The sequence below is a fragment of the Candidatus Methylomirabilota bacterium genome (assembly GCA_035709005.1).
Taxonomy (GTDB): Bacteria; Methylomirabilota; Methylomirabilia; order Rokubacteriales; family CSP1-6; genus 40CM-4-69-5.
Genome location: DASTFB010000132.1, coordinates 60253 through 83523, shown reverse-complemented (window position 1 = coordinate 83523; position 23271 = coordinate 60253). Strand labels below are relative to the sequence as shown.

Sequence of the window (23271 nt, the reverse complement as noted above, 5' to 3'; positions counted from 1 at the left end):
TTAACCCTTGGGCAGGCCCAGGAGCCGCTCGCCGATGATGTTCTTCTGCACCTCCGTCGTGCCGCCCTCGATGGAGTTCGCGCGCGAGCGGAGGAACGTATACTGCCAGAGCCCGCCCTCGACCGACCAGTCCGAGCCGCGAGCGAGCTGACCGTAGGGCCCCTGGATCTCCATGGCCAGGTCTTGCAGCCGCTGGTGGGTCTCGACCCAGATCATCTTGCCGGTCGAGGCTTCCGGTCCCGGGATCTCACCGCGCAGCAGGCGGGTGATGGCCCGGGCGCCCGTGTACTTCAAGCATTCGGTCTCGATCCACACCTGGGCGATCTTCTGCCGCATCACGGGATCCTTGGTGATGACACGGCCATCCTTCTCCATGCGCCGGGCCAGCTCGACCAGGCCGTCGAGCGCGATGCGCAGGCGTACCTGCAGGCCGAAGCCCAGGGCCAGGCGCTCGTACATCAGCGTGGTGAGCCCCACCGTCCAGCCGTTGTTCAGCCCGCCCAGGATCTGGGACTCGTGGACGCGGACGTTGTCGAAGAAGACCTCGTTGAACTCGGGATCGCCGGTGATCTGGCGGAGCGGGCGCACCGTCACGCCGGGCGCGTGCATGTCGAGCAGGAAGTACGTGATGCCCTTGTGCCTGGGCGCGTCAGGATCGGTGCGGGCCAGGAGCATCATCCAGTCGGCGACGTGGGCGAGCGAGGTCCACACCTTCTGCCCGTTGATCACCCAGTACTCCCCGTCCTTGACGGCCCGCGTCTGCAGCGACGCCAGGTCCGAGCCCGCATTGGGCTCGGAATAGCCCTGACACCAGATTTCCTCGCAGGACAGGATCTTCGCCGGGTAGCGCTGTTTCTGGGCCTCGGTCCCGTACGCGAAGATCGTGGGGCCAGCCATGCCGACCCCGAGGATGTTGAGAATCGGCGGCGCCTTGGCCAGCGCCATCTCCTGGTGCAGGATCATCTCCTCGAGAAAGGTCAGGCCCTGCCCCCCGTACTCCTTGGGCCAGGTCAGCCCGATGAACCCGGCCTCGTACAGCCGGCGTTGCCAGCCACGCAGCAGGTCGTATGCCTCGGGGCGCGGGACGTCGGCGCTGGCCGCCAGGCGCGACTGCCACTCGGCGGGGATGTTCGCCTTGAGCCATGCTCGGACGCGGGTGCGGAACGCCTCCTGCTCCGAATTCAGCGTGAGATCCAAGTCGCCCTCCTGAGGGGATCCGGGGACTGAACGATGGTTCATTGTAGGGAGGCCGGGCTCTCGGCGTCAAGGCGTATACTGCCCCGCCGTGCTGCGCAGGCTCCCGCCCGAAAAGGCTGGGCGGCGAAGGGAGGACCACGATGAAGACGCGGGCCCTGGGCCGGGGCGGGTTGGTGGTCTCGGCGATCGGATTGGGTCCCGGCAGCGCCACCACGAGCTTCGGGGAACGGGACGACGCCGAGCAGATCGCGACGATGCGGCGGGCCCTCGATCTGGGTGTCAACTTTTTCGACACCTCGGACGCCTATTCCGGGGGGCGGCACGAGCAGCTCATCGGGCAGGCCATTCAGGGCCGCCGCCACGAGGTCGTCCTCGCCTCGAAGTTCGGCAACCTCGATCTGCCGGGCGGGAAGAAGGGCTACAACGGACGGCCGGACTACGTGCCACGGGCGTGCGAGGCCAGCCTTCGGCGGCTCGGCGTCGACATCATCGATCTCTACTACCTGCACCGCATCGACCCTGACGTGCCGATCGAGGACACTGTTGGCGCCATGGCGCAGCTCGTGCGCGCGGGCAAGGTCCGGTATCTCGGCTTGTCGGAGGCCGGCCCGAAGTCCCTCGAGCGCGCGAACCGGATCCACCCCATCGCCGCCCTGCAGACCGAGTACTCGTTGTGGGCCCGCCACGTGGAAGCTGAAATCCTGCCCGCCTGCCGCCGGCTCGGAACCGGGTTCGTGGCCTACTCGCCGCTCGGCCGCGGGCTGCTCACCGGCAACATCCGCAGGCTGGACGACATCGCGCCGCACGACCGGCGCCGGATCCATCCCCGATTCCATCCCCGGAACCTGGAGCGCAATCTGGAGCTCGTGCACGCGCTGGAGCGGATCGGCGCCGCCCACGATCTCACCGCGGCACAGGTCGCGCTGGCCTGGCTGCTGAGCCGCGGGGACGACGTCGTGCCGATTCCCGGCACCAAGCAGCGGCGTTACGTCGAGGCCAACGCCGCGGCGGTCGACGTGGCGCTCAGTCCCGAAGAGCTGGAGCAGCTGAGCGAGGTGTTTCGCCCCGGTGCCGTCGCCGGCGAGCGCTATCCGCCGGGCTACTTCACGACGCTCGGCGCCTAGCTCGGAGCGTCTCGGGACGTCGCCAATCGTGTCCGAAAACGGCGAGACGTCTCGTCCGGCCGGCGTCTATCATCGGAATCGAGCGGCATGGATCTTGACCACGAGGCGTGCTATCGCGCTGTCCAGGCCCGGGATCGAGGCTTCGACGGGCGCTTTCTGACCGGGGTACTGTCCACGGGAATCTTCTGCCGGCCGATTTGTCCGGCCCCGACGCCCAGGCTCGAAAACTGTGTCTTCTTTCCGACGGCGGCGGCGGCATACTCTGCCGGGTTCAGGCCCTGCCTCCGTTGTCGGCCCGAGATCAGCCCGGGAGTTCCGGCGTGGAGCGGGACGGTGGCGACGGTCGACCGTGCGCTCCGCCTCCTCGCCGAGGACGGGCCCGAGGCCACGAACCTCGAAGCACTCGCCTCGCGGCTGGGCGTCGGGAGCCGGCACTTGCGGCGTCTGTTCCGACGGCACGTCGGAGCCTCCCCCGTTGCGGTCCTGCAAGTGCAGCGCGTCTTTCTCGCCAAGCAACTCATTACCGATACCGGCCTGCCCCTGACGCAGGTCGCGCTCGGAGCGGGGTTCGGCAGTGTCCGCCGCTTCAACGCGGTGATGCAGCGGACATTCGGCCGCCCCCCGCGTGACCTGCGGCGGGCGGCCGCATCGACGGCGTCTCGGCTCACGCTGCGCCTACCATACCGGCCTCCGTACGACTGGGCCGGGGTATTGGCATTTCTCGCACGGCGGGCGATTCCGGGTGTCGAGTCGGTCGAGAACGGGGTCTACCGCCGGACGATCAGCCTGGACGGCACGCAGGGGATCGTGGAGATCCGGTCGGCCGCCGAGCCGTTTCTCCTGGCCACGATCACCGTCGATCGGTTGCCCGCGCTGGCCGCCATTGCGGCACGCTTGCGCCACCTCTTCGACCTCGACGCGGATCCGGAGCCGATCGCCACGCACCTCGGCCGTGATCCCGCGCTGGCGTCCCGCCTCGCCGCACGCCCGGGACTGCGGGTTCCGGGAGCGTGGGACGCGTTCGAGCTCGCCGTGAGGGCCACGCTCGGCCAGCAGGTGAGCGTCGCCGCGGCATCGACGCTGGCCGGACGGCTGGCGGCGACCTTCGGCGAGCGACTCGGCACGCCGAGCTCGGGTGGTGACCTGCGGGTCCTGTTTCCGGACGCCAAGACGCTGGCCCATGCTGATCTCTCGAGCATCGGAGTCCCCCGCGCGCGGGCCGCGGCCATCTCGTCGCTGGCGGCTGCGGTGATGAGAGATCCAACGCTGCTTCGGACGACCGGCTCGGTGGAGCACACGGTGGCCGAACTGGTGACCTTGCCCGGCATCGGCGATTGGACCGCGGAGTACATCGCGATGCGCGCGCTGCGCGAGCCCGACGCCTTCCCCGTGGGCGATCACGGTCTTCTCCGCGCCATGCGACGGCACCTGGCCAGACCTTCGCCGGCTCTGCTCCAGCGTCGGGCGGAGCGGTGGCGGCCCTGGCGGGCCTATGCCGCCATGGTCCTGTGGCTCGACGATGCCGCCATCACTACCACACAGCGGCGATCCGGGTGAGTTGCGCTACCGTTCTCGCGTGGGCTCCGCGATCCACGTTCGCACTCTTTTATTCGCGATCCTCGAAGTGTTCGTGTGGGGACGCGGCCCGACCGCGCTCGGCTACTCGCTGAGCTGGCTGTGCTTCGTGGTCTGGGCGTCCGTCGCCGCTGGCTCTCCGATCGCCGGGGAGCGCGAACGGTCGTGACCATCAGCGGACTGGTTCTCGGTCTGGCTCTGGCCCTTGCGGGTCAGGGCGCGTTGCGAGGCCCTCACGATCTACCGCTTCTCCTGCTCTGCACGGCCTCCGGATTCGGCTTCGGCATGCGCATCGCGCAGCTCTCGGCGATTCCCGCCGACTTCTTCTCGGGGCCACATCTGGGCGCGATCCTCGGGGTGGTCCAGGCGGGTGGCGGCCTGGGCGGCGCGATTGGGCCTTTCCTGGGCGGCTGGCTGTTCGACGCGACCGGAAATTACCAGATTCCGTTCGCCGCCGCGGCCCTCGCCGTCGCCGGGTCCGCGGTGGCCGCCTGGGTGGCCGCGCGGCCTAGGAAGGCCGCGCGGCCTTGACCACACGACAGAGCGTGGAGCGGTGGGGGGTACCGCCGCTGACCGGGTCGTGCTGGTCGTTGAGGACGAGGAGGTTCTGGTTGGCGCCGGCTTCGGTGAAAGGGTCGAAGCCCGGCAGGTCCAGCTCCGGACACGCTTCCCACCAGCCGTGGGAGCAGCAGACGACACCGGCGAGCACCGTGTCGGTGACGTGCGCCTGCGCGCGGACCCGGCCGCTCGGGGTCTCCACGAGGATCCATTCGCCTGACGTCACGTCGAAGCGCTTTGCGGTGTCGGGATGGATCTCGGCGGTGGGGTTGGGCGCAGTCTTTCTGAGGCTAGGCAGGCCGCGGAGCTGGCTGTGGAGGTATTGCGGGCGCTTGGCGTTGGTCAGCACGAGAGGGAAGCGCTCGACCAGGTCCGGGCGGCTCCGCGGACTCAGGGCCGGCTCGACGTAGTGCGGCAGCGCCGGCAAGCCGTGCTCGGCGAAGCGAGTGGCGAAGATCTCCACCTTCCTGGTCGGCGTCGCGAATCCCCGCGCCACTCCGCGGCCCTCCTCGATCTCCGCGAACTTCCGGTAGCGCAATGGCGTCCCGGTGGCGGCGATCCCGTACGGCCGCCCCCGCAGGGCATCCAGGCTGACGCCGGCCGGCTCCAGCAGGTAGCGATACCCGGCCTCGACGTCACCGCCCCAGAAGACGTCGCCCAGGCCGAGCCGCGTGGCGAGGCCGAAGAGGATCTCGACGTCCGAGCGGCGCTCGTACAGGGGCGGCACCACGGCCTCCCGGAACTGGATGTGAGCCATGGCCTGCGGCGGATAGCGGTGACCGACCTTGAGGGCCGACGATTCCATCCAGCTCGCGGCGGGCAGCAGCACGTCGGCGAAGCGGCTGGTCGGCGTGTGCGTGAGCTCGATCTGCGCGAAGAACTCGAGCTGTTCGAGCGCGCGCCGGCCCCGTAGCGAGTCGCCGTTGGCCAGCAGCATGTTGGCGCCGAATGACACCAACGCCCGCACCCGGTACGGCTGGCCGTCGAGGATCGCGCGGTAGAGATCGTAGGCGGTGACGACACCCGGCGCGGCCGGCGGGCCGATCGGCCGCTCCGGGCGTCCCAGCCGCATCGCCGCCAGGGCGCTGGGCAGCACCGCTTTGGCGCTGACGTCGTGCACCCGTGGCGACGGGCCCGCCACATTGCCCCCCGGCCGGTCGAAATCGCCGATCAACGCGTAGAGGACCTCGATGGCCCGGGCCGCCTGCGTGGCGTTCGTGTGTTGCACGAGGCCGTTGTGGAAATAGTGCGATACCGGGCGGTGCTCGCCGAGCAACCGCGCGGCCGCCACGATCTTCCCGGCCGACACGCCGGTGGTCTCCGCGACCACATCGGGCGGATACCCGGCGACGATCGAGGCCAGGCGCTCGAACACGGGTCGGCACGTCACTCGGCGCCCGTCGGCCAGCCGGACGTCGCCCGACCCACCCAGCGCCAGGCGCGCATCGCTCGCGTACGCGCCGCGCCCGGCGTCGTAGCGCACGAGGCGGCCGTCCCTTTCCCCTACCGCCACGTACACGCCGGACGCCGACGATGCACCGTCGAGGTCCACGCCGGTGAGCAGCGCTCCCGTGTCGTCGCGCACGAGAAAGGGCGCATTCGTCCACCCCCGCACGAACTCGTCGTCGTATCGGCGCTCGCGGATCAGGAGATGGATCAGGCCCAGCGCGAGCGCTCCATCGGTGCCCGGCCGGACCTGAAGCCAGACGTCGGCCTTGTTGGCGAGACCCACCCGGCGCGGGTCGATCACCAGCAGCTTGGCCCCCCGCGCCTTCGCCGCCGCGACGTCGGTGGCCAGACTCAGGAAGTTCCCGTTCGGGTTCGAGCCCCAGAGCACGATCGCGGCGCTGCGGTGGACGTCGGGCATGGGCAGCGCGTGCGTGCCGAACGTGTACTGGGCCCCGCCGGTGTCGCGCGGCCACTGGCACAGATGGGTCGTCCCGCCGATGTTCGGCGTCCCGAAGTGATTGATGAGCCGCTGGAGCCAGCGCTCGGAATCCGTGAGTGCGGTGCCGCCGGTCGTCCCCTTGTTGAACGCCACCGCCTGCGGGCCGGCGGCCGCGCGCACTGCGAGCAGCTTGTCCGCGATCAGGTCGAGCGCCTCGTCCCAGCGGCAGGGCTTCCAGCCGGGGTCGGGGTCCGTCTTCGGCCGCGTGCGGCGCAGTGGAACGTTCACGCGGTCGCCGTGGTCGTGGAACTCGGGCGCCGCCCGCCCCTTGGAACAGATCGCACCGCCATACGGATGCGCGCCATCCGGTTCGACCGAGACGATCCGCGCCCCGTCCACCGTCGTGACGACCGGACAGTGCACCGCGCAGAACCCGCAGTACCCCGTGACCGTCCGCACCGTGTCCACGCTCACTGAGCCTTGAGCCGCATTGTGGCCGTGATGGTAGCGTGTCGCACTCCCGTGTCAATGGCCCTGGCTGCTCCTCGAAGACCGGACGGCTTTAGAATCTTGGCGGGAGGATACGGACGATGGGCGAGGCGCTGGCGGGTATCCGGGTCGTCGATCTCACGAACAACCAGGCGGGGCCGTCCTGCGGCCAGATGCTAGCCTGGCTGGGCGCCGACGTCATCAAGGTCGAGGAGCCGGACATGGGCGACCCGGCTCGGCACACCCACCGGGACCGACCCGACGCCGACAGCCTCTTCTACCTGTCGTTCAACGCGAACAAGCGAAGCCTGACGCTCAATCTGAAGCACCCGCGCGGCAAGGACGTCTTCCGGACCCTGCTGAAGACGGCCGACGTGCTGCTGGAGAACTTCGGCCCCGGCGTCATCGAGCGCCTCGGCTTCGGCTATCCGATTCTCCAGGCGATCAATCCACGGTTGGTGTTCGCGAGCATCAAGGGCTTCGGTTCGTACGGGCCCTACCGCGACTACAAGAGCTACGAGCCCATCGCGCAAGCCATGGGCGGGGCCATGAGCGTGACCGGCGTCGCCGACGGCCCGCCGATGTACATGTGGCCTGCGATCGGCGACTCCGGTACCGGCATGCACTGCGTGATCGGCATCCTCGCCGCGCTCATGCAGCGCCACACCACCGGCCAGGGGCAGCAGGTCGAGGTGTCGATGCAAGACGCGGTCGTCAACCTCATCCGCGTCAGCCTGCGTGACCACCAGCGCCACGGCAAGGCGCGAGAGCGCTCCGGCAATCAGCTCGGTACCAATGTGCCGGGGACGACGTACCGCTGCGCGCCCGGCGGCGCCAACGACTACGTTTTCATCTACGCGCAGCAGCAGATGTGGCACCCACTGCTGCGCGCCATGGGGCGGGACGACCTCATCGGCGACACGCGCTTCGAAACCGCGGACGCACGCTGGCAGCGCAAGGTCGAGGTCGACGGGCTGATCGAGGCGTGGACGTCCCAGCGCTCCAAACACGAGGTCATGAAGATCCTGGCAGCCGCCGGCGTCCCCTGTGGGGCCTGCCTGGACACCGGCGAGGTGCTCGGGGATCCGCATCTTCGGGAGCGAGAGATGATCGTCGAAATCGAGCACCCGGTGCGTGGGCGATACGTGACCGTGGGCAACCCGATCAAGCTCTCCGCCTCACCGACGACGATCGGCCCGTCGCCACTCCTCGGCCAGCATCGGCACGACATCCTGGTCGAGCTCGGGTACAGCGAGGCGGAGATCACCGCGCTCGCCAAAGACGGCGTGGTCTGATCGCTCTCTAGGGACGAACGGCCGCCCGGGACGCGATGGTGGCGGCGATCGCGCGGCCCCGCACGGCTTCTGCGGGGGGAGGGCGAAGGTCAAGGACGTCCCTCGTCATTTCCTCCTGCCTTTGTTCGCGGGTTTCCTCGGCGCGGCAGGATTCGGCACGTCCTCGGCGGTGCAGAAGCTGCCGCCCTGGTGGGTCTCCGCGATCACGTCGTCGCTCGGTTTCTCTCGCGCCAGCACCGCGGCGGCGTGGACTTCGCTGTCGTCCTGAGGCCGATAGCCGAGACGGAAGGCGTTGGAGTTATCGTACCAGGCGCGCGTGTTCCGGGAGATGCCGTACACGATCTCGAACTTGACGTCGGGATGGTCGATCCCGATCGAGACGAGCTGCGCGAGATCTCTCGGGCTGATCCAGATCGAGAGCCGGCGCCTGTCGATCGGCGCGGGGTTCACATTGCCGATGCGTATCATGAAGACCTCCATGCCGTATTTGTCGGCATAGAGGCTGCCGAGCGCCTCGCCGAAGACCTTGGAGACGCCGTACCGGCTGTCGGGCTTGATGTAGACGCGATGGTCGATCGTCTGGTCCCGGCGGTAGAAGCCGACGGCATGGTTGCTGGTCGGGAAGAGGATGCGCCTCACGCCGTTGCGCCGCGCCGCCTCGAACACGTTGTAGCAGCCGATGATGTTCGCCTGCAGAATGGCCGGCCACGGGCCTTCCACCGAATACCCGCCAAGATGCACGATGGCGTCGACGCCCTTGGTGATGCGGAGCGCGTCGGCCATCTTCGCGACGTCGGCTTTCACGAACGTCTGCCCCTTGGCCGCCTTCAGGGGGCGCTTGTCGGACAGCCGCAGCTTGTATTTTCCGGCCAGCTCTCGGCTGAGATGCGCGCCGACGTCTCCGGCGGCACCAGTGATGAGGACCGTCTTCACCGCCCGGGCTCCCAGCCGGGATAGGTCAGCGGCGAGAGCTCGTCGACGCCGCGGCGCTCGGTCCTCGAGAAAGGACCGGTCGAGGGGGGACGACGAGAGGTGGGCGTCCGAGGCGCTCGATGATCGACACGCAGGCCTCCGCCAGCTCCTTGCCCTTCGTGCGCATGTGGTCCTTGAAGAACTCCTCATGGACGGCGTGCTCGTGGAAGTGGTGGGGCGTCAGCACGGCCGACAGCACCGGCACCTCGGTCTCCAGCGACGTCTGCACGATGCCCTGCAGCACGGCCTGCGCCACGAACTCGTTCCGGTAGATTCCTCCGTTGACGACGCGTAGCGGCGGTCTTGGCGAGCTTCTTGGCGATCAGTGGGATCTCCAGGCTGCCGGGCGCCGAGAAGAACTCGACGTCGTCGGCGCCGTAGCCGTGCGTGGCCACTCCGCCATGAAGGCCGCCTTGCAGTGCTCGGTGATGTCGGTGTGCCAGGAGGCCTGCACGCAGGCGATCGGCTTCAGCGACATGGTGTCCCTCCGTGACAGGAGTATACTGCCGCCCGATGAAGCTCGGTGTCTGCTTGCCGCACTATGGCCGTCCGATCGAGGTGTCGCGCATGCTCGAGGTCGCGCGCCGCGCCGAGGAGCGCGGCCTCGATTCCGTCTGGGTCACCGACCACGTGATCGTGCCCGACCAGGCGAACGTGATCTATCGCGAGCATATGCTCGATCCGCTCGCGGTCTTGCCGTGGCTCGCTGGTGTCACCCAGCGCATCGCGCTGGGCACCAGTGTCGTGATCCTCCCGTACCGCTCGCCGGTTCCGGTGGCCAAGCTGCTGGCCAGCGTGGACGTCCTCTCCGGCGGCCGCCTGATCGTGGGCGCCGCCATCGGCTGGCTGGAAGGAGAATTCGACGCGCTCGGCGTGCCCTTCAAGGAGCGCGTCAGCCGGAGCGAGGAAGCCCTGGAGCTGTTCCGTACCTTGTGGACGCAGGAGCACCCGAAGATCCAGACGAAGCGTCACCGGCTGGATGGGGTGACGTTCTCCCCGATGCCGCTCCAGAAGCCGCGGCCGCCGCTCTACGTCGGCGGCAACAGCGAGGGCGCGCTCCGCCGCGTCGCCCGGCTCGGCGACGGCTGGCACGCGACCGCGACCACGCTCGACGCGTTCCGCCAAGGCGTGGACACACTCCGCCGCCTCTGGAAAGAGGTCGGTCGCGAGGGTGAACCCGCCCTGTCCCTGCGCATCCCCATCGTGATCGAGGGCGTGCATCGGCCCGCGGTGGACATGGCGCTCATCCGCGGGCGCCACGTGATCGGCGGCTCCCCCCCAGCGATCGCGGATGAGCTGCGCGGCTTTCGGGACCTCGGGTGCGGCCACATCGCCCTCGAGGTGTCCTACGCGACCTACCCGGCGATCCACCAGACCATCGACATCATCGCCGAGCGTCTCCGGCCGTCCGTGGCCAACTGAGGGGCGCCGCCTAGCTCCGCAGCTCGGGGACCACCCAGAACGGGGCGCGCCCGGCCTCCACGCGCTGAATGTTGTCGAAGCCGTTGCTGAGCCGAGCCCGTGAGCCTTGACACGTGCGCGGATCGCTCCTAGTGTGCCGAGTCACCACTCAACGAGGAGATCACGATGCCCCCTTATGTCCCCAGCCCCCGGCAGTGGGTGCGCGAGCAGGTGGAGCTCTACGAGCGCAGTGGCGGGAGGGAAGGCACCACGCTCCGCGACACCGGCCTGCCGGTGATCATCGTGACGCACACCGGCAACAAAACGGGCGCGATTCGCAAGACCCCGCTGATGCGCGTGACGGACGGCGCCAACTACGTCCTCGTCGGCTCGATGGGCGGCGCACCGACGCACCCGGTCTGGGTGTACAACCTGCGCGCGAACCCCGGCGTGGAGATCCGCGACCACACCGTCGTCAAGCCGATGCGGGTCCGCGAGGTCAGCGACGAGACGGAGCGGGCGCGGCTGTGGAAGCTCGCCGTCGCGGCGTATCCGCCCTACGAGGAGTACCAGGCGAAGACCGCGCGGCGGATCCCGGTCTTCATCGCCGAGCCGAGAGCCTGAAGGAGCGCCAACCGTGAACGTCGTCGAGGCCATCGCCCGCATTCTGAAGATGGAGGGCGCCGAGTTCTTGAGCGCCTATCCCACCACCCCGGTGATCGAGGCCGCGGCCAAGGCCGACATCCGGCCCGTGCTCTGCCGTCAGGAACGGGTGGGCGTGGGGATCGCCGACGGCTATGCGCGGGTGAGGAACGGCAAGACGCTCGCCGTCTTCTGCATGCAGTACGGCCCCGGGGCCGAGAACGCCTTTCCCGGCGTGGCCACCGCGTACTCCGACTCCACGCCGATGCTGATCCTGCCGCTCGGGCACCCGCGCGACCGCGCGCAGGTCTTCCCCCTGTTCAGCTCGGCGCGCATCTACGCGTCGGTGACGAAGTCCGTCGAGACCGTCAGCATGAGCACGCAGATCGCGGACGTCATGCGCCGGGCCATGAGCCTGATGCGCATGGGCCGCCCGGGCCCGGTGATGGTCGAGATCCCCGCCGACGTCGTGAGTGAAGAAGTCCCTGAGGCCCTCATCGAGGCGTACCGGCCCGTCAAGGCGACGGCGGCCGGCGCCAATGCCCGCGACGTCGAGACGGCCGCCCGGGTGCTGCGCGAGGCGCGGCGGCCGGTGATTCACGCTGGTCAGGGCGTGCTGTACGCCGAGGCGTCGGCCGAGCTGCTCGAGCTGGCCGACCTGCTCCAAGCGCCGGTCATGACCACGATGGAAGCCAAGAGCGCGTTCCCCGAGGACCACCCGCTCGCGCTCGGCGCCGGTGGCCCGTCCGTGAGCGGGCCGACCTTGCACTATCTCCGCGAGGCCGACGTGGTCTTCGGCATCGGCTGCAGCTTCACCCGCCACGGGATGGCCGCCAGCATCCCGGCCGGCAAGACGCTCATCCACGCCACCAATGACGAGCGGGACCTCAACAAGAGCTACGCGGCCGACTACCCGCTGCTGGGGGACGCGCGCCTGGTGCTGCGTCAGTTCATCGAGGCCGTGACGGCCCAGGGCGGCCGCCCCGCCGGGCGGGAGCACGTGCGCACCGAGCTCGAGCGCGTTCGCACGGCCTGGCTGGCCGAGTGGGCGCCGACCCTCGGCTCGAAGGAGGTCCCGATCAATCCCTATCGGGTCATCGCCGACTTCATGCGCACGGTCGACCCGCGAGAGGCGATCGTCACGCACGACTCGGGGAGCCCGCGCGACCAGCTCCTGCCCTTCTACCGGGCCGTTTCGCCGCGCAGCTATCTCGGCTGGGGCAAGTCCCACGCGCTCGGCACCGGGCTCGGCCTCATCATCGGCGCCAAGCTCGCCGCCCCCGACAGGTTCTGCGTCAATTTCATGGGCGACGCCGCCTTCGGCATGACCGGGCTCGATTTCGAGACCGCAGTGCGCTGCGGCATCCCCGTCTGCACCGTCGTGCTCAACAATTCGGCCATGGCCATCGAAATCCCGCACCTCGTCGTGTCTCACGACAAGTTCGGCGCCCGCGACATCGGCGGGCGCTACGCGGATCTGGGGCGCGCCCTGGGCGGCTGGAGCGAGCGGGTCGAGCGGCCCGAGGACATCGCCGGCGCCTTCGCCCGGGCCCGCAAGGCCACCGAGAACGGCCAGGCCGCGCTCCTGGAGTTCATCACCAGCCAGGAGACACGCTTCTCCCATCGCGGGGCGTTGCGGTAGCGCGATTCAGCCCTGCCGCACCCCCGGAAAGACCTACTCGGCGAGGGTGAGAGCGGTCCGCGCCTGGAACGTCGACACAGGCGCGGTGATGCCCTGAACGCCGTCCCGCGCCGCCAGCGGGCGCTCAGGCGGCGGGGCGTTTCCAGCCGAGCCAGTCGACGATGGCGCCGCCCATCACCCGCTCGAGGTCGCGGCCCCGGAGCCACGGCAGCTCCTCGGTGAACATCGTCACGCATTGCCGGTACGAACAGGGCATACGGGTGATGTCGGTGCCCCAGAACGAGCGCTCGGGACCGAACGCCTCGAAGATCTGGCGCAGGTAGTCGTGGATGTTTCGGTACGGATAGGGCTGGCTCGAATAGCTGGGCGCGCCCGACATCTTGATCGCGACGTGGGGGAACCGGGCGAGCGCCAGGGTGTCTTTGAGATCGGCGAAGGCCGCGTCGTCCTTCAGCCCGCTGCCGCCGCCATGGCGCCCGAGGTGGTCGATGTGGAGCTTCAAGCCCGGATGCCGCTCGGCGATCTTCGCCAGGGCCGCCATGTTGCCCCCGGCCAGGAGCCCCACGGGCAGCTGGGCCTTCTCCGCCGCCGCCCAGAACCAGTCGAGCGAGCCGTCGGTCCACCAGGCCTTCTGGTGGGGCTGGTTGAAGGTGAAGCGAAAGCCGAGCATGCCGGGCCGCTCGCGCCACCGAGCCACGATGGTCTCGCGATCCGGGCTCTGGAGGTCGAAATGCCCGAGGATGCAGAACTTGTCGGGATGCAGGCGGACCGCCTCGACGGCGAGCGCGTTGACCGGCTCGCCCAAAGCGCTCGGCGGATGGATGACCGCGCCATCGACGCCGGCCCCGGCCATCTCGGCCAGCGCGTCATCGACCGAATAGGTCGGGATCTGGCGATGGTGAGCGCTCATCCTGGCGTTCTGCCAGATGTGGATCTGCGAATCGACGATCAGCATGGTCGCCTCCCGGTCTGCTCACGGCCGCTATAGAGGACGGCGCCCCGTGAGTCAAGCGGCGTCCGGGCGTATACTGCCGCGGCGTGACCCACGTCTGCGCCTCGCGGCTCGACTCTCGCCTGCGTGCCCTGGCCGGCTTCGGCGCCCTGCCCGGCGGCGGGGTGAGCCGCGCCGCGTGGAGCCCCGCCCACGAGGCCGCGCGGGCCTGGTTGGTGGCCGAGATACGAAGCGCCGGGCTGGAAGCGTGGATCGACCCCGCCGGCAACACCTTCGGTGGTCTGGGGGCCCGAAGCTTCCAGGCGGACCACCCGGTGATCGTCACCGGCTCGCATATCGATACCGTTCCCGAGGGGGGGACCCTCGACGGAGCCCTCGGAGTCATCGCCGGGCTCGAGTGCCTGCAAACCGTGCGCGAGGCCGGAATTCGCCCCGCCCGCCCGCTGGCTGTGGCGGCGTGGAGCGACGAGGAGGGGCGTTACGGAAGCCTCTTCGGCTCGCGGGCGTTCGCGGGGAATCTCGATGTGGCTCGCATTCCCGACCTGGCCTCGCTCGACGGCGATCGCCTGGTGGACGCGATGCGGCGCGCTGGGTTCGACGCCCTCCATGCCCCGGAAGCCCGGGCGCCCGCCGGCTCGGTGGCCGCCTACGTGGAGCTGCACATCGAGCAAGGAGCGCGACTCGAGGAGGCCGGCCTCCACATCGGCATCGTGGACAGGATCGTCGGGGTGCGCCGGGCGCGCATCGTGTTCAGCGGCCAGGCCGACCACGCCGGGACCACGCCGATGGACCGGCGGCGAGATGCCTTCCTGGCCGCCGCCGATTTCGCCCTGCAGGCGCGGGCGCTGATCACCACGGACGGCAGCCCGGTGACCGTCAGCAACATCGGCTATGTCGCGGTTTATCCCGGCGCTGCCAATGTCGTGCCGGGGCGGACGGAGCTGATCCACGAGATGCGCGACCCCGATCCCGGCGTGCTCGCGCGTCTGACCCCGGCGGTCGAGGCGCTGGCCACGGCCGTGGCCAGCACGCGCGGAATCGGGGTCGAGATCCGACCGCTGTCCGCCACGGCACCAACGTCCTTCGCGGAGCGTGTCATGGCGGCTGCCGAGACGGCCTGCGACCGGCTCGGGCTCAAAGCCCAGCGCCTGTACTCGGCGGCCGGGCACGACGCCCAGAACCTGGCCCGGATCACCGACGCGGGGATGATCTTCATTCCCTCGAAGGGTGGCCGCAGCCACCGGGTGGACGAGACCAGCGAGGCCGTGGACATCGAGCGCGGGGCCAACGTGCTGCTCCATACGCTGCTGGCCCTGGCCGGCTGAACGATGGTCCACGGGGTCTGGCCCGGCGCCGGGTGGGGCGCTGGCCAGGCATCCCCCCTTCGGGTTACGCTGACCGCCGCCGGCCAAACGCCACCGCATCCCAGGAAAGGAGAACGCATGAACGCACATCCGAGCCGTCGCGAGGTGCTGGCCGCCGGCGCGGCCGCCACGATCGCCGCCGCGCTGGGGCCGACCCGGTACGCCCGCGCCGCCGATTTCTATGCCGGCAAGACCATCGACGTGATCGTGCCGTTCGCGCCCGGCGGCGCCGGCGAGGTCACCACCCGCTTCGTGACGCCGTTTCTGAGCAAGCACGTCCCCGGCAATCCGACCTTCAACGTCACCACCATGCCCGGCGGTGGCTCGATCCTGGGGGCCAACCATTTCGAGAAGCAGGGCAAGGACGACGGCCTGCTCATCCTTTCCACCACCTCGTCGACCGCGTTCCCCTTCATGTTCAAGCAGAAGGGCGTCGCCTACAACCTCGCCAACAAGCGCATCGCCTATTCGATCGGGATCGGACCGGTCGTCTACGCGTCGCCGGCGACCGGCATCCAGACGCCCGCGGACCTCCTGAAGCCGAAGGTGCCCCTGGTCTACGGCGGCATCGCCGCGACCGGCAGCGATCTGCCGGTGCTGCTGGCCTTCGAGTTGCTGGAGCTGCCGATCAAGACCGTCCTCGGGTTCCCCGGTCGCGGCCCGATCCGACTGGCCTTCGAGCGCGGCGAGACCAATTTCGACTTCCAGTTCACCTCCGTCTATCTCACCCAGGTGCGCGCCCTGGTGGACGCCAAGAAGGCCGTGCCGCTGTTCACCGGCGGGTCCTCCGACGCCGACGGCAATTTCACCGCGCGCGATCTCGTGGTGAAGGACCTGCCGTCCGTGTACGAGGTCTACAAACAGCTGCGCGGCAAGGAGCCCGGCGGCCCCGTGTGGGGCGCGTTCCAGGCCGCCTCGGCGCTCACGTTCGAAGCCGGCATCATCGGCTGGATGCCGGCCGGCACGCCGCCGGCGGCGATCGACGCCTTCGCCATCGCGGCCGCCAAGACCAATGCCGATCCCGAGTTCCACGAAAAAGGCAAGAAGGTCACCGGCGGCTATCCGCTGCAGGCGGGGAAGAAGGTCGAGCCGGGGGTCAAGAAAGCGCTGTCGCCCAGCCCCGAGGTCAGCACGTATCTCCGCGAGCTTCTGACCAAAAAGTACAACGTCAAGCTCTGATCCCCCCGGTGGCGGTGGCGCCGCGATCGCCCTCATGCTTCGAGACGCGGCTCGAGGCATGAGGGCGCCGGATCCGATCTGATGTGGCAGGAGGCTGGCACCGCGCTGGTCGCCTTCGCCGATCCCCACCGCCTGGGCATGCTCATGATCGGCCTGCTGGCGGGCGGCATCATCGGGATGATGCCGGGCCTGGGCGGCATCGGCGCCGTCTCGATCCTGTTGCCCTTCGTGCTCACCATGGACCCGTTCTCGGGGCTGGCCGTGCTGCTCGGCGCGACGGGCGTCGTCTACACCTCCGACACCATCGCCGCGGTACTGTTCGGCACCCCGACGTCCGCGTCTTCCGGTCCCACCGCCATCGAAGGCTTCGCCATGGCCCGCCGGGGTGAAGCCGGGCGGGCTCTCGGCGGCGCCTTTCTCGCGTCGATGATCGGCGGGTTGATCGGCGCGTTCGTGCTCACGCTGGCCATCCCGATCGCCGGCCCCCTCGTGCTCGCCCTCGGCACGGGCGAGCTCTTGATGCTGGCGATCGTCGGCCTCGCCTATGCGAGCGGCCTGGTGGGCGACAGCCCGACGAAAGGCATCCTGGCCGCCACCCTCGGCCTCCTGCTCGGCACGGTCGGCGTCGCGCCCTCGGCGCCCGAGCTGCGCTACACCTTCGGCTCACCGTATCTGCTCGACGGGTTCGCGCTCACCATCGTCGCCCTCGGTCTGTTCGGCGTCGCCGAGGTGATCGTGATGCTGGGCCAGGGCGGGGCCATCGCCCAGCAGCGCTTCAAGCTGTCCGGCTGGGCCGAGGGCGTGCGCGACGTCATCCGCCACTGGCAGGTCGTGGCCATGGGCTCGGTAATCGGCGTCGTGTTCGGCGTCATCCCCGCCGTCGGCGCTTCGGCCTCGACGTGGATCGCCTATGGCCAGGCGGTGTCGACGGCTCGAGACAAGTCGATGATCGGCAAGGGCGACCCCCGCGGCATGCTCGCCGCCGAGGGCGCCAACAACGCCACCATCACCACCGACCTCGTTCCAACTCTGCTGTTCGCCGTTCCCGGAGGACCGGCCGCCGCGGTGTTCCTGGGGGCCCTGTTCGTCTACGGCTACTACCCGGGGCCGCGCTTCGTCCAGATGAACCTCGATCTGATGTTCCTGATCGTCTGGTCCAGCGCCCTCGCCGCCGTGCTGGGGGCCGCCCTCTGTTTCGCGGCCAGTCCCTGGATCGCCCGCATCACGCGGATCGAGTTCGGCCTGGTGGCCGCCCCGCTCATCGCGGTGATCCTGCTCGGCTCGTTCGAGATCAAGAAGAACGTGCTGGACTTCGCCGCCCTGTTCGGGTTCGGCGTCCTGGGCTGGCTGATGAAGCGCGCTCAGTGGCCGCGGGCGCCGTTGCTGGTGGGCTTCGTGCTCACCGAACCCATCGAGCGCAACTTCTGGCTCGCCTATCAGTTGCACGGCTGGAGCTGGCTGCGGGGGCCGGTCGTCATCGCCTTGATCGTCGTCGTCGTCATTCATATCGCGGTCACGTTCAGACGCGCGCTGGCCGGCAGCAAGACGAGGGCGGCGGCCCGCCCCGCCGTCCCGGCGGCGGCCGCGCCCGCCGGCGGGCTCGGCATCCGGCTCGGCCTGGATCTCCTGTTGGCCCTGGGCGCCGCCCTGGCGCTGGGGGCGGCCATCGTCCGCAGCTTCGACTTCGCGCCCGACAGCCGGCTGGTCCCGTTGCTGGCTGCCGTCCCCGGCTTCCTGGCGGCGCTGGCGCTCCTGTTCGGGCACCTGCGTCGTCGAACGCCCGACAGCCCGTGGCCGCCACACAGCGAGGTGGTCCAGCTCGCGTTGCTCGGCGCGGGTCTGGCGGCCCTTCCGTTCGTCGGCTTCTTGCCGGCGCTCGGCGCCTATCTTTCGGTCATGCTGTGGATGCGCACGAATCTACGCTGGCTGCTGGTGCCCTATGCGGCGGCGGTCACGGCCACGGCCTACGGCTTGTCCAGGGCGTTCAATATCCCGCTGCCCTAGCGGGCTCGACTCCGGTTTGCTACCGCTTGCGCCAGTAGGCGTCAGCGGTCGGAAAGACTGTGGCGCAGCGGGTCGCCTGGGTCGGGCCATCCAGCGTATCGGCCGCCTCACGCCACACGGCATAGTGGGGCGTCTTCCGATGGACCTCGAGGGCAGCCTCGTCCTTGTAGACCTCGTAGAAATAGTAGACGTTCTCGTCCTGAGCGTCCTGCAGGACGTTGAAGCGCGCGCAACCGGGCTCGTCGCGTTCCGATCCGAGCGCGTCTACTTCGATCGCCTTCAGGAAGCGCTCTCGTCCTTCGGGCTTGATGCGAACCTTGACCCACATCGCCAGCATGGTGGCCTCCTCGCCCAGACCCGTTGATCGTGTCGGTCGAGCTCTCGTGCATGAGGGTGGCAGCCCGAGAGCATCGCCCGGGTTGGCTTCAACTGCAAGGAAGTGGGATCCTCGCGGGCTTGCGGGGCCAGCCCCCGGTCGGTATCGTGACCCGCATAGCCATGGGCTCTCGCGCGCACCGCTGTCTGCGCCGCGCTCCGGCCGTGCTGCTCGTCCTCGTCGGCGGCTGCGCCTGGGACGGACCGCGCTCCACACTGGTTGCGGACTCGGACTTCGCCCGCGCGATCCTCGACGTGTACGCCATCATTACATGGGCCAGCCTCGGCATCGCCGCGGTGGTCTCGGTCGTCCTGGTGTGGGTGCTGCTTCGCTTCCGGGCTCGCCCGGACCGGCCGACACCGCGGCAGGTCCGCGGGCACACCGCGCTGGAGATCGCCTGGACCATCGCCCCGGCCGTGGTGCTGCTGGTCATCGCCATTCCCACCATTCAGGTGATCTTCCAGACCAGTCGACCGGCGCCCTCCGGCGCCCTGGAGGTCACGGTCCGCGGTCGGCAGTGGTGGTGGGAATTTCACTACCCGTCCCTGAAGGTGGTGACGGCCAACGAGCTGCACCTTCCGGCGGGCCGTCCGGCCGTGCTGCTCCTGGAAGGTCCCGACGTCATCCACTCCTTCTGGGTGCCCCGCCTCGGCGGCAAGCGCGACGTCGTTCCCGGGCGACGGCTTCACATCACGCTGACGCCCGAGACGCCCGGCGAATATCCCGGGCAGTGCGCGGAGTTCTGTGGAGCCTCTCACGCCCTGATGGGCCTGCGGGTCATCGTGCAGGAACCGGCGGCGTTCGACCGCTGGGTCGCCGCGCAGCAGGCCCCGCCGGCCGAACCCGCCGGTGAGGCGGCCGAAGGCAAGGCCATCTACGCCCGGAGCGCGTGCGTGGGCTGCCATACCATCCAGGGAGTATCGGTCGGCGTGCTCGGCCCCGACCTCACCCACTTCGGAAGCCGGACCACGCTGGGCGCCGGGCTGCTGCCGAACACCCCCGACAACCTCGTAGCCTGGCTGCGTGACCCCGCCGCCCTCAAGCCCGCCGTCAAGATGCCCGATCTGGGGCTCGGCGAGCCCGAGGCCCGCGCTCTGGCGGCCTACCTGTTGAGCCTGAAGTAGTGAGCCGACGTTCGCTGATCCTCTGGCTTACCACCGTCGACCACAAGCGCATCGGCATCCTCTACGGGGTGTCGGCTGTCGTGTTCCTGGTGATCGGCGGGATCGAGGCCCTGCTCATCCGGCTGCAACTGGCCGCCCCCGGCAACACGGTGGTCAGCGCCGAGGCCTTCAACGCGCTGTTCACCATGCACGGCACCACGATGGTCTTCCTGGCCGTCATGCCGCTGAACGCCGCCTTCTTCAACTACCTGGTGCCGCTGATGATCGGGGCCCGCGACGTGGCCTTCCCCCGGCTCAACGCCCTGTCCTACTGGCTCTTCCTGGCCGGCGGGCTGCTCCTCAACGCCAGCTTCCTGGCCGGCACGCCGCCCGATGTCGGCTGGTTCGGCTACGCCAATCTCACCCTGCGGCCGTTCTCGCCCACGGCCGGCGTGGATTTCTGGCTGCTCAGCCTGCAGGTGCTGGGGGTGTCCTCCCTGATCGCCGCCGTGAACTTCGTCGTCACGATTCTCAATATGCGAGCGCCGGGCCTGACCCTCATGCGCATGCCGGTGTTCGTGTGGATGACCCTGGTCGTGCAGTTCCTCATCCTGCTCGCCTTTCCACCCATCACGGTGGGGCTGATCTTCCTCATGTTCGACCGGTTCTTCGGCACCCGGTTCTACGACGTGACGGCGGGCGGCGACCTCCACCTCTGGCAGCACCTGTTCTGGATCTTCGGCCACCCCGAGGTGTACATCCTCATCCTGCCCGCCTTCGGCATCGTCTCCGAGGTGTTGCCGACCTTCGCCCGGAAGCCCCTGTTCGGCGCTCCCGTCGTGATCTATTCCGGCGTGCTCATCGGCTTCTTCGGCTTCGGGGTGTGGAGTCACCACATGTTCGCGGCGGGGATGGGGCCCATCGCCGACACCGCGTTCTCGATCGCCACCATGCTCATCGCCATCCCCACCGGCGTGAAGATCTTCAACTGGCTGGCCACCCTCTGGGGCGGGAGCATCCGGCCCACGACGGCCTTGCACTTCGCGGCCGGACTGATCGCCTCCTTCACCATCGGCGGGCTCAGCGGCATCATGCACTCGTCGCCGCCCGTGGACCTGCAGCAGACCGACAGCTATTTCGTCGTCGCGCACCTGCACTACGTGCTCATCGGGGGCAGTCTCTTCGGGCTCTTCGCCGGCGCCTACTACTGGTGGCCGAAGATGACCGGACGCCTGCTCGACGAGCGCTGGGGACGCTGGCAGTTCTGGACGCTCTTCCTCGCCTTCAACGTCGCCTTCTTCCCCCAGCACTACCTGGGCGCCGTGGGCATGCCCCGCCGGATCTTCACGTACCCCGAGGGGGCCGGCTGGTCGCTGTGGAATCTGGTCTCTTCGATCGGCGCCTTCGGCATCGCGGTGGCCGTGCTGCTCTTCATCCTCAACGCGCTTGTCAGCCTGCGCCGGGGCCAACGGGCCCCCGCCGATCCGTGGGACGGGCGAACCCTGGAATGGCGGATCCCGTCCCCGCCGCCGGCTCACAACTTCGATACCGTCCCGCCGATCTACGGTCGCGACACGTTCTGGCGGGAGAAGTACGGCCCCCGGCGGCCGCCGCTGGCCCCGCCGGCGGCGAGCCACGACCTCCACCTGCCGGCGCCTTCAGGCTGGCCGCTGCTGACCGCGCTGGGCGTGGGCGTGGCGGCCGCGGGCGCGCTGATCCACGTGGGCGTCGTGCTGGCGGGGGCGCTGGTGACCGTGTGCGGTGCCTTCCGCTTCACGCTGCAGCATCACGGTGACCCCCTCTACGTCGACCAGACGGGCGCCCTCGGCGTCGACCATCGCAAGGTGGGGATGTGGACCTTCCTCGGATCCGAGTGCCTGTTCTTCGGCACCCTGATCGCGACGTACATGGCCTACCGAGGGGGCAGCGTCATCGGGCCCTATCCCGACGAAATCCTCAACATCCCCCTCACCACGCTCAGCACCTTCGATCTGCTGATGTCCAGCCTCCTCATGGTGCTGGCCCTGGGCGCCGTCCAGCGGGACGATCGGATCCAGGCCCGCCTGTGGCTGGCCGGCACGGCCCTCTTCGGCATCATCTTCCTGGGGTTCCAGGCCTACGAGTTCACCCACTTCGTGCACGAGGGGCTCACGCTCAGCCGGAACCTCTTCGGATCGACGTTCTTCGTACTCACTGGCTTCCACGGGGCGCATGTGGCCCTGGGAGTGGTCTGGCTGTGCTCGCTGCTGGTCCTGGACCTGCGTGGTCGGCTCGGCGCGAAGGACGCCGTCAAGGTAGAAGTGGCCGGGCTCTACTGGCATTTCGTCGACATCGTCTGGATCGCCATCTTCACCCTCGTCTACCTCGTCCCGTCATGAAGAGCAACGCCCCGCATCACGCGACCGTTCGTACCTACGTCGCGGTCGCCGTCATCCTGACGCTGATCACCGCGCTGGAATTCGGGGTCATCTATATCCGGCGTCTGGCCCCCGTCATCGTGCCGCTGCTGCTCGTCATGTCGACGGCGAAGTTCGCGCTGGTGGTGCTGTTCTTCATGCACCTCCGCTACGAGGGCCGCTCGCTGACCGTGCTCTTCGTGGGTCCGCTCGTCGTCGCCATCAGCCTGGGGCTGGCGCTGCTGACGCTCTACGGGGAGTTCCTGGTGCTCGGGCGATGATCCACCTGGAGAGCCTCGTCGGGGCGGCCGCGCTGTTTATGATGTGGGCTCTGGCGTGGTGGCGCCGGCGGTGGCGCCCGCCCGTCGAAAGGACCATGGCGTTCGGCGCCGGCCTGCTGGCCGCCCTGGGCGCCGTCAACGGACCGCTGCACGACCTGGCCGAGCAAGCCCTGTTCAGCGCCCACATGGTGCAGCACCTGCTTCTGATGCTGGTGGTGCCGCCCCTGCTCCTGGCCGGCACGCCGGACTGGATGATCGACGGGATCCTCGCCCGCCTCCTCCGGCCGCTCGCCGGCCGGCGCGTCGCGCGTGCGGTCACCCATCCGGTGTCGGCGCTGATCCTGTACGAGGCGGCCCTCGTCGTGTGGCACCTCCCGGGCCCCTTCGAGCGCGCCCTGGGCTCTGCCGGCTGGCACGCCCTCGAGCACGCCGCACTCGTGGCGGCGGCCGTGCTCGCGTGGTGGCCGGTGTTGAGCCCGTCGCGGCTTCTGCCGGCGTTGCCCTACGGGGCCCAGCTGCTTTACCTGTTCGTCTTCGGCGTGCCCATGACCGTGGTGGCGGCGATGATCACCGCCGCCGAGCAGGTGCTCTATCCCTCGTACGCCGCGGCCGCCTCGAGCCTGGGCGTAGACCCGTTGGTCGACCAGCGCCTGGGCGGGGTCCTCATGTGGGTCCCGTCCGGCGTGGTCCCGCTGGCCGTCTTCACCCTCGTGTTCTTCCGGTGGGTCGCCGCCGAGCGGGACGACGCCTAGTCCTGGAGGCACACGTCCGACGCGCACCTAAACTTGCCTGGCACTGGCATTGCACCTCCGCTCGCGGCATTCGAAGGTTGG

The 23271-nt window shown here is 69.3% G+C and carries 19 protein-coding genes and 1 pseudogene; 14 read left to right on the top strand and 6 right to left on the bottom strand.

The genetic code is table 11. The features are described 5' to 3' along the window. On the bottom strand, positions 1-1197 hold the full coding sequence (locus tag VFR64_22265; GenBank protein HET9492457.1) for an acyl-CoA dehydrogenase family protein: 1197 nt from the start codon (positions 1195-1197) through the stop codon (positions 1-3). 140 nt (positions 1198-1337) lie between these two features. On the opposite strand from VFR64_22265, the gene VFR64_22260 reads away from it, so the two are divergent. The 3 genes from VFR64_22260 to VFR64_22250 all read left to right on the top strand — a co-directional run bounded on the left by VFR64_22260 (position 1338) and on the right by VFR64_22250 (position 4427). Then, the gene (locus VFR64_22260) at positions 1338-2321 is read left to right on the top strand and encodes an aldo/keto reductase (GenBank protein ID HET9492456.1); all 984 of its coding nucleotides are present in this window, start codon (positions 1338-1340) and stop codon (positions 2319-2321) included. Between the two features lie 87 nt (positions 2322-2408). After that, positions 2409-3878, top strand: coding sequence for an AlkA N-terminal domain-containing protein (locus VFR64_22255; GenBank protein HET9492455.1), 1470 nt, complete (start codon positions 2409-2411; stop codon positions 3876-3878). A 183-nt stretch (positions 3879-4061) separates the two neighbouring features. Beyond that, entirely contained in the window at positions 4062-4427 is a 366-nt protein-coding gene (locus tag VFR64_22250) for an MFS transporter (protein ID HET9492454.1), read from the top strand. On the opposite strand, the gene VFR64_22245 is transcribed toward VFR64_22250, so the two are convergent. Next, on the bottom strand, positions 4405-6810 hold the full coding sequence (locus VFR64_22245) for a molybdopterin-dependent oxidoreductase (protein HET9492453.1): 2406 nt from the start codon (positions 6808-6810) through the stop codon (positions 4405-4407). The two genes, VFR64_22250 and VFR64_22245, sit on opposite strands and share 23 nt — an antisense overlap. A 122-nt stretch (positions 6811-6932) precedes the next feature. Between VFR64_22245 and VFR64_22240 the strand changes: the two genes are divergently transcribed. Next, complete coding sequence (locus tag VFR64_22240; protein ID HET9492452.1) at positions 6933-8126, top strand: formyl-CoA transferase; 1194 nt, start codon at positions 6933-6935, stop codon at positions 8124-8126. A gap of 105 nt (positions 8127-8231) precedes the next feature. Here VFR64_22240 and VFR64_22235 read toward each other — a convergent pair whose 3' ends face one another. Both VFR64_22235 and VFR64_22230 read right to left on the bottom strand, forming a co-directional pair. After that, positions 8232-9059, bottom strand: coding sequence for an NAD(P)-dependent oxidoreductase (locus VFR64_22235; GenBank protein ID HET9492451.1), 828 nt, complete (start codon positions 9057-9059; stop codon positions 8232-8234). 25 nt (positions 9060-9084) lie between these two features. Then, positions 9085-9375, bottom strand: a pseudogene (locus VFR64_22230) (6,7-dimethyl-8-ribityllumazine synthase). 236 nt (positions 9376-9611) lie between these two features. On the opposite strand from VFR64_22230, the gene VFR64_22225 reads away from it, so the two are divergent. The 3 genes from VFR64_22225 to VFR64_22215 all read left to right on the top strand — a co-directional run bounded on the left by VFR64_22225 (position 9612) and on the right by VFR64_22215 (position 12783). Further along, positions 9612-10520 (top strand): TIGR03619 family F420-dependent LLM class oxidoreductase, encoded by a 909-nt coding sequence (locus VFR64_22225; GenBank protein HET9492450.1) that lies wholly within the window; start codon positions 9612-9614, stop codon positions 10518-10520. Positions 10521-10685: 165 nt separating this feature from the next. Then, on the top strand, positions 10686-11123 hold the full coding sequence (locus VFR64_22220; GenBank protein ID HET9492449.1) for a nitroreductase family deazaflavin-dependent oxidoreductase: 438 nt from the start codon (positions 10686-10688) through the stop codon (positions 11121-11123). 13 nt (positions 11124-11136) lie between these two features. Next, positions 11137-12783: a thiamine pyrophosphate-requiring protein gene (locus VFR64_22215; GenBank protein HET9492448.1), complete on the top strand. Its 1647-nt coding sequence runs from the start codon at positions 11137-11139 to the stop codon at positions 12781-12783. Between the two features lie 124 nt (positions 12784-12907). On the opposite strand, the gene VFR64_22210 is transcribed toward VFR64_22215, so the two are convergent. Continuing rightward, a complete protein-coding gene (locus VFR64_22210; GenBank protein ID HET9492447.1) occupies positions 12908-13738 on the bottom strand; it encodes an amidohydrolase family protein in 831 nt (276 codons plus the stop codon). A gap of 83 nt (positions 13739-13821) precedes the next feature. Here VFR64_22210 and VFR64_22205 point away from each other — a divergent pair, with 83 nt between their 5' ends. From VFR64_22205 to VFR64_22195, 3 genes are all read left to right on the top strand, one after another. Next, complete coding sequence (locus tag VFR64_22205) at positions 13822-15060, top strand: Zn-dependent hydrolase (GenBank protein HET9492446.1); 1239 nt, start codon at positions 13822-13824, stop codon at positions 15058-15060. A gap of 117 nt (positions 15061-15177) precedes the next feature. Continuing rightward, the gene (locus tag VFR64_22200) at positions 15178-16278 is read left to right on the top strand and encodes a hypothetical protein (protein HET9492445.1); all 1101 of its coding nucleotides are present in this window, start codon (positions 15178-15180) and stop codon (positions 16276-16278) included. A gap of 81 nt (positions 16279-16359) precedes the next feature. Continuing rightward, positions 16360-18282, top strand: a complete 1923-nt coding sequence (locus VFR64_22195) for a tripartite tricarboxylate transporter permease (protein ID HET9492444.1) — start codon at positions 16360-16362, stop codon at positions 18280-18282. Positions 18283-18301: 19 nt separating this feature from the next. Here VFR64_22195 and VFR64_22190 read toward each other — a convergent pair whose 3' ends face one another. Next, positions 18302-18619: a putative quinol monooxygenase gene (locus VFR64_22190; protein HET9492443.1), complete on the bottom strand. Its 318-nt coding sequence runs from the start codon at positions 18617-18619 to the stop codon at positions 18302-18304. A 161-nt stretch (positions 18620-18780) separates the two neighbouring features. Between VFR64_22190 and coxB the strand changes: the two genes are divergently transcribed. The 4 genes from coxB to VFR64_22170 are packed head-to-tail and all read left to right on the top strand — an operon-like array spanning position 18781 to position 23190. Beyond that, positions 18781-19782, top strand: coding sequence for a cytochrome c oxidase subunit II (gene coxB / locus VFR64_22185; GenBank protein HET9492442.1), 1002 nt, complete (start codon positions 18781-18783; stop codon positions 19780-19782). Continuing rightward, positions 19782-22139, top strand: coding sequence for a cytochrome c oxidase subunit I (gene ctaD / locus VFR64_22180; protein ID HET9492441.1), 2358 nt, complete (start codon positions 19782-19784; stop codon positions 22137-22139). The genes coxB and ctaD overlap by 1 nt, the downstream gene beginning before the upstream one ends. Continuing rightward, a complete protein-coding gene (locus tag VFR64_22175; protein HET9492440.1) occupies positions 22136-22438 on the top strand; it encodes a cytochrome C oxidase subunit IV family protein in 303 nt (100 codons plus the stop codon). Before ctaD ends, VFR64_22175 begins: the two co-directional genes overlap by 4 nt. After that, a complete protein-coding gene (locus VFR64_22170) occupies positions 22435-23190 on the top strand; it encodes a cytochrome c oxidase assembly protein (protein HET9492439.1) in 756 nt (251 codons plus the stop codon). The genes VFR64_22175 and VFR64_22170 overlap by 4 nt, the downstream gene beginning before the upstream one ends. The last annotated feature ends 81 nt before the right edge of the window (positions 23191-23271 follow it).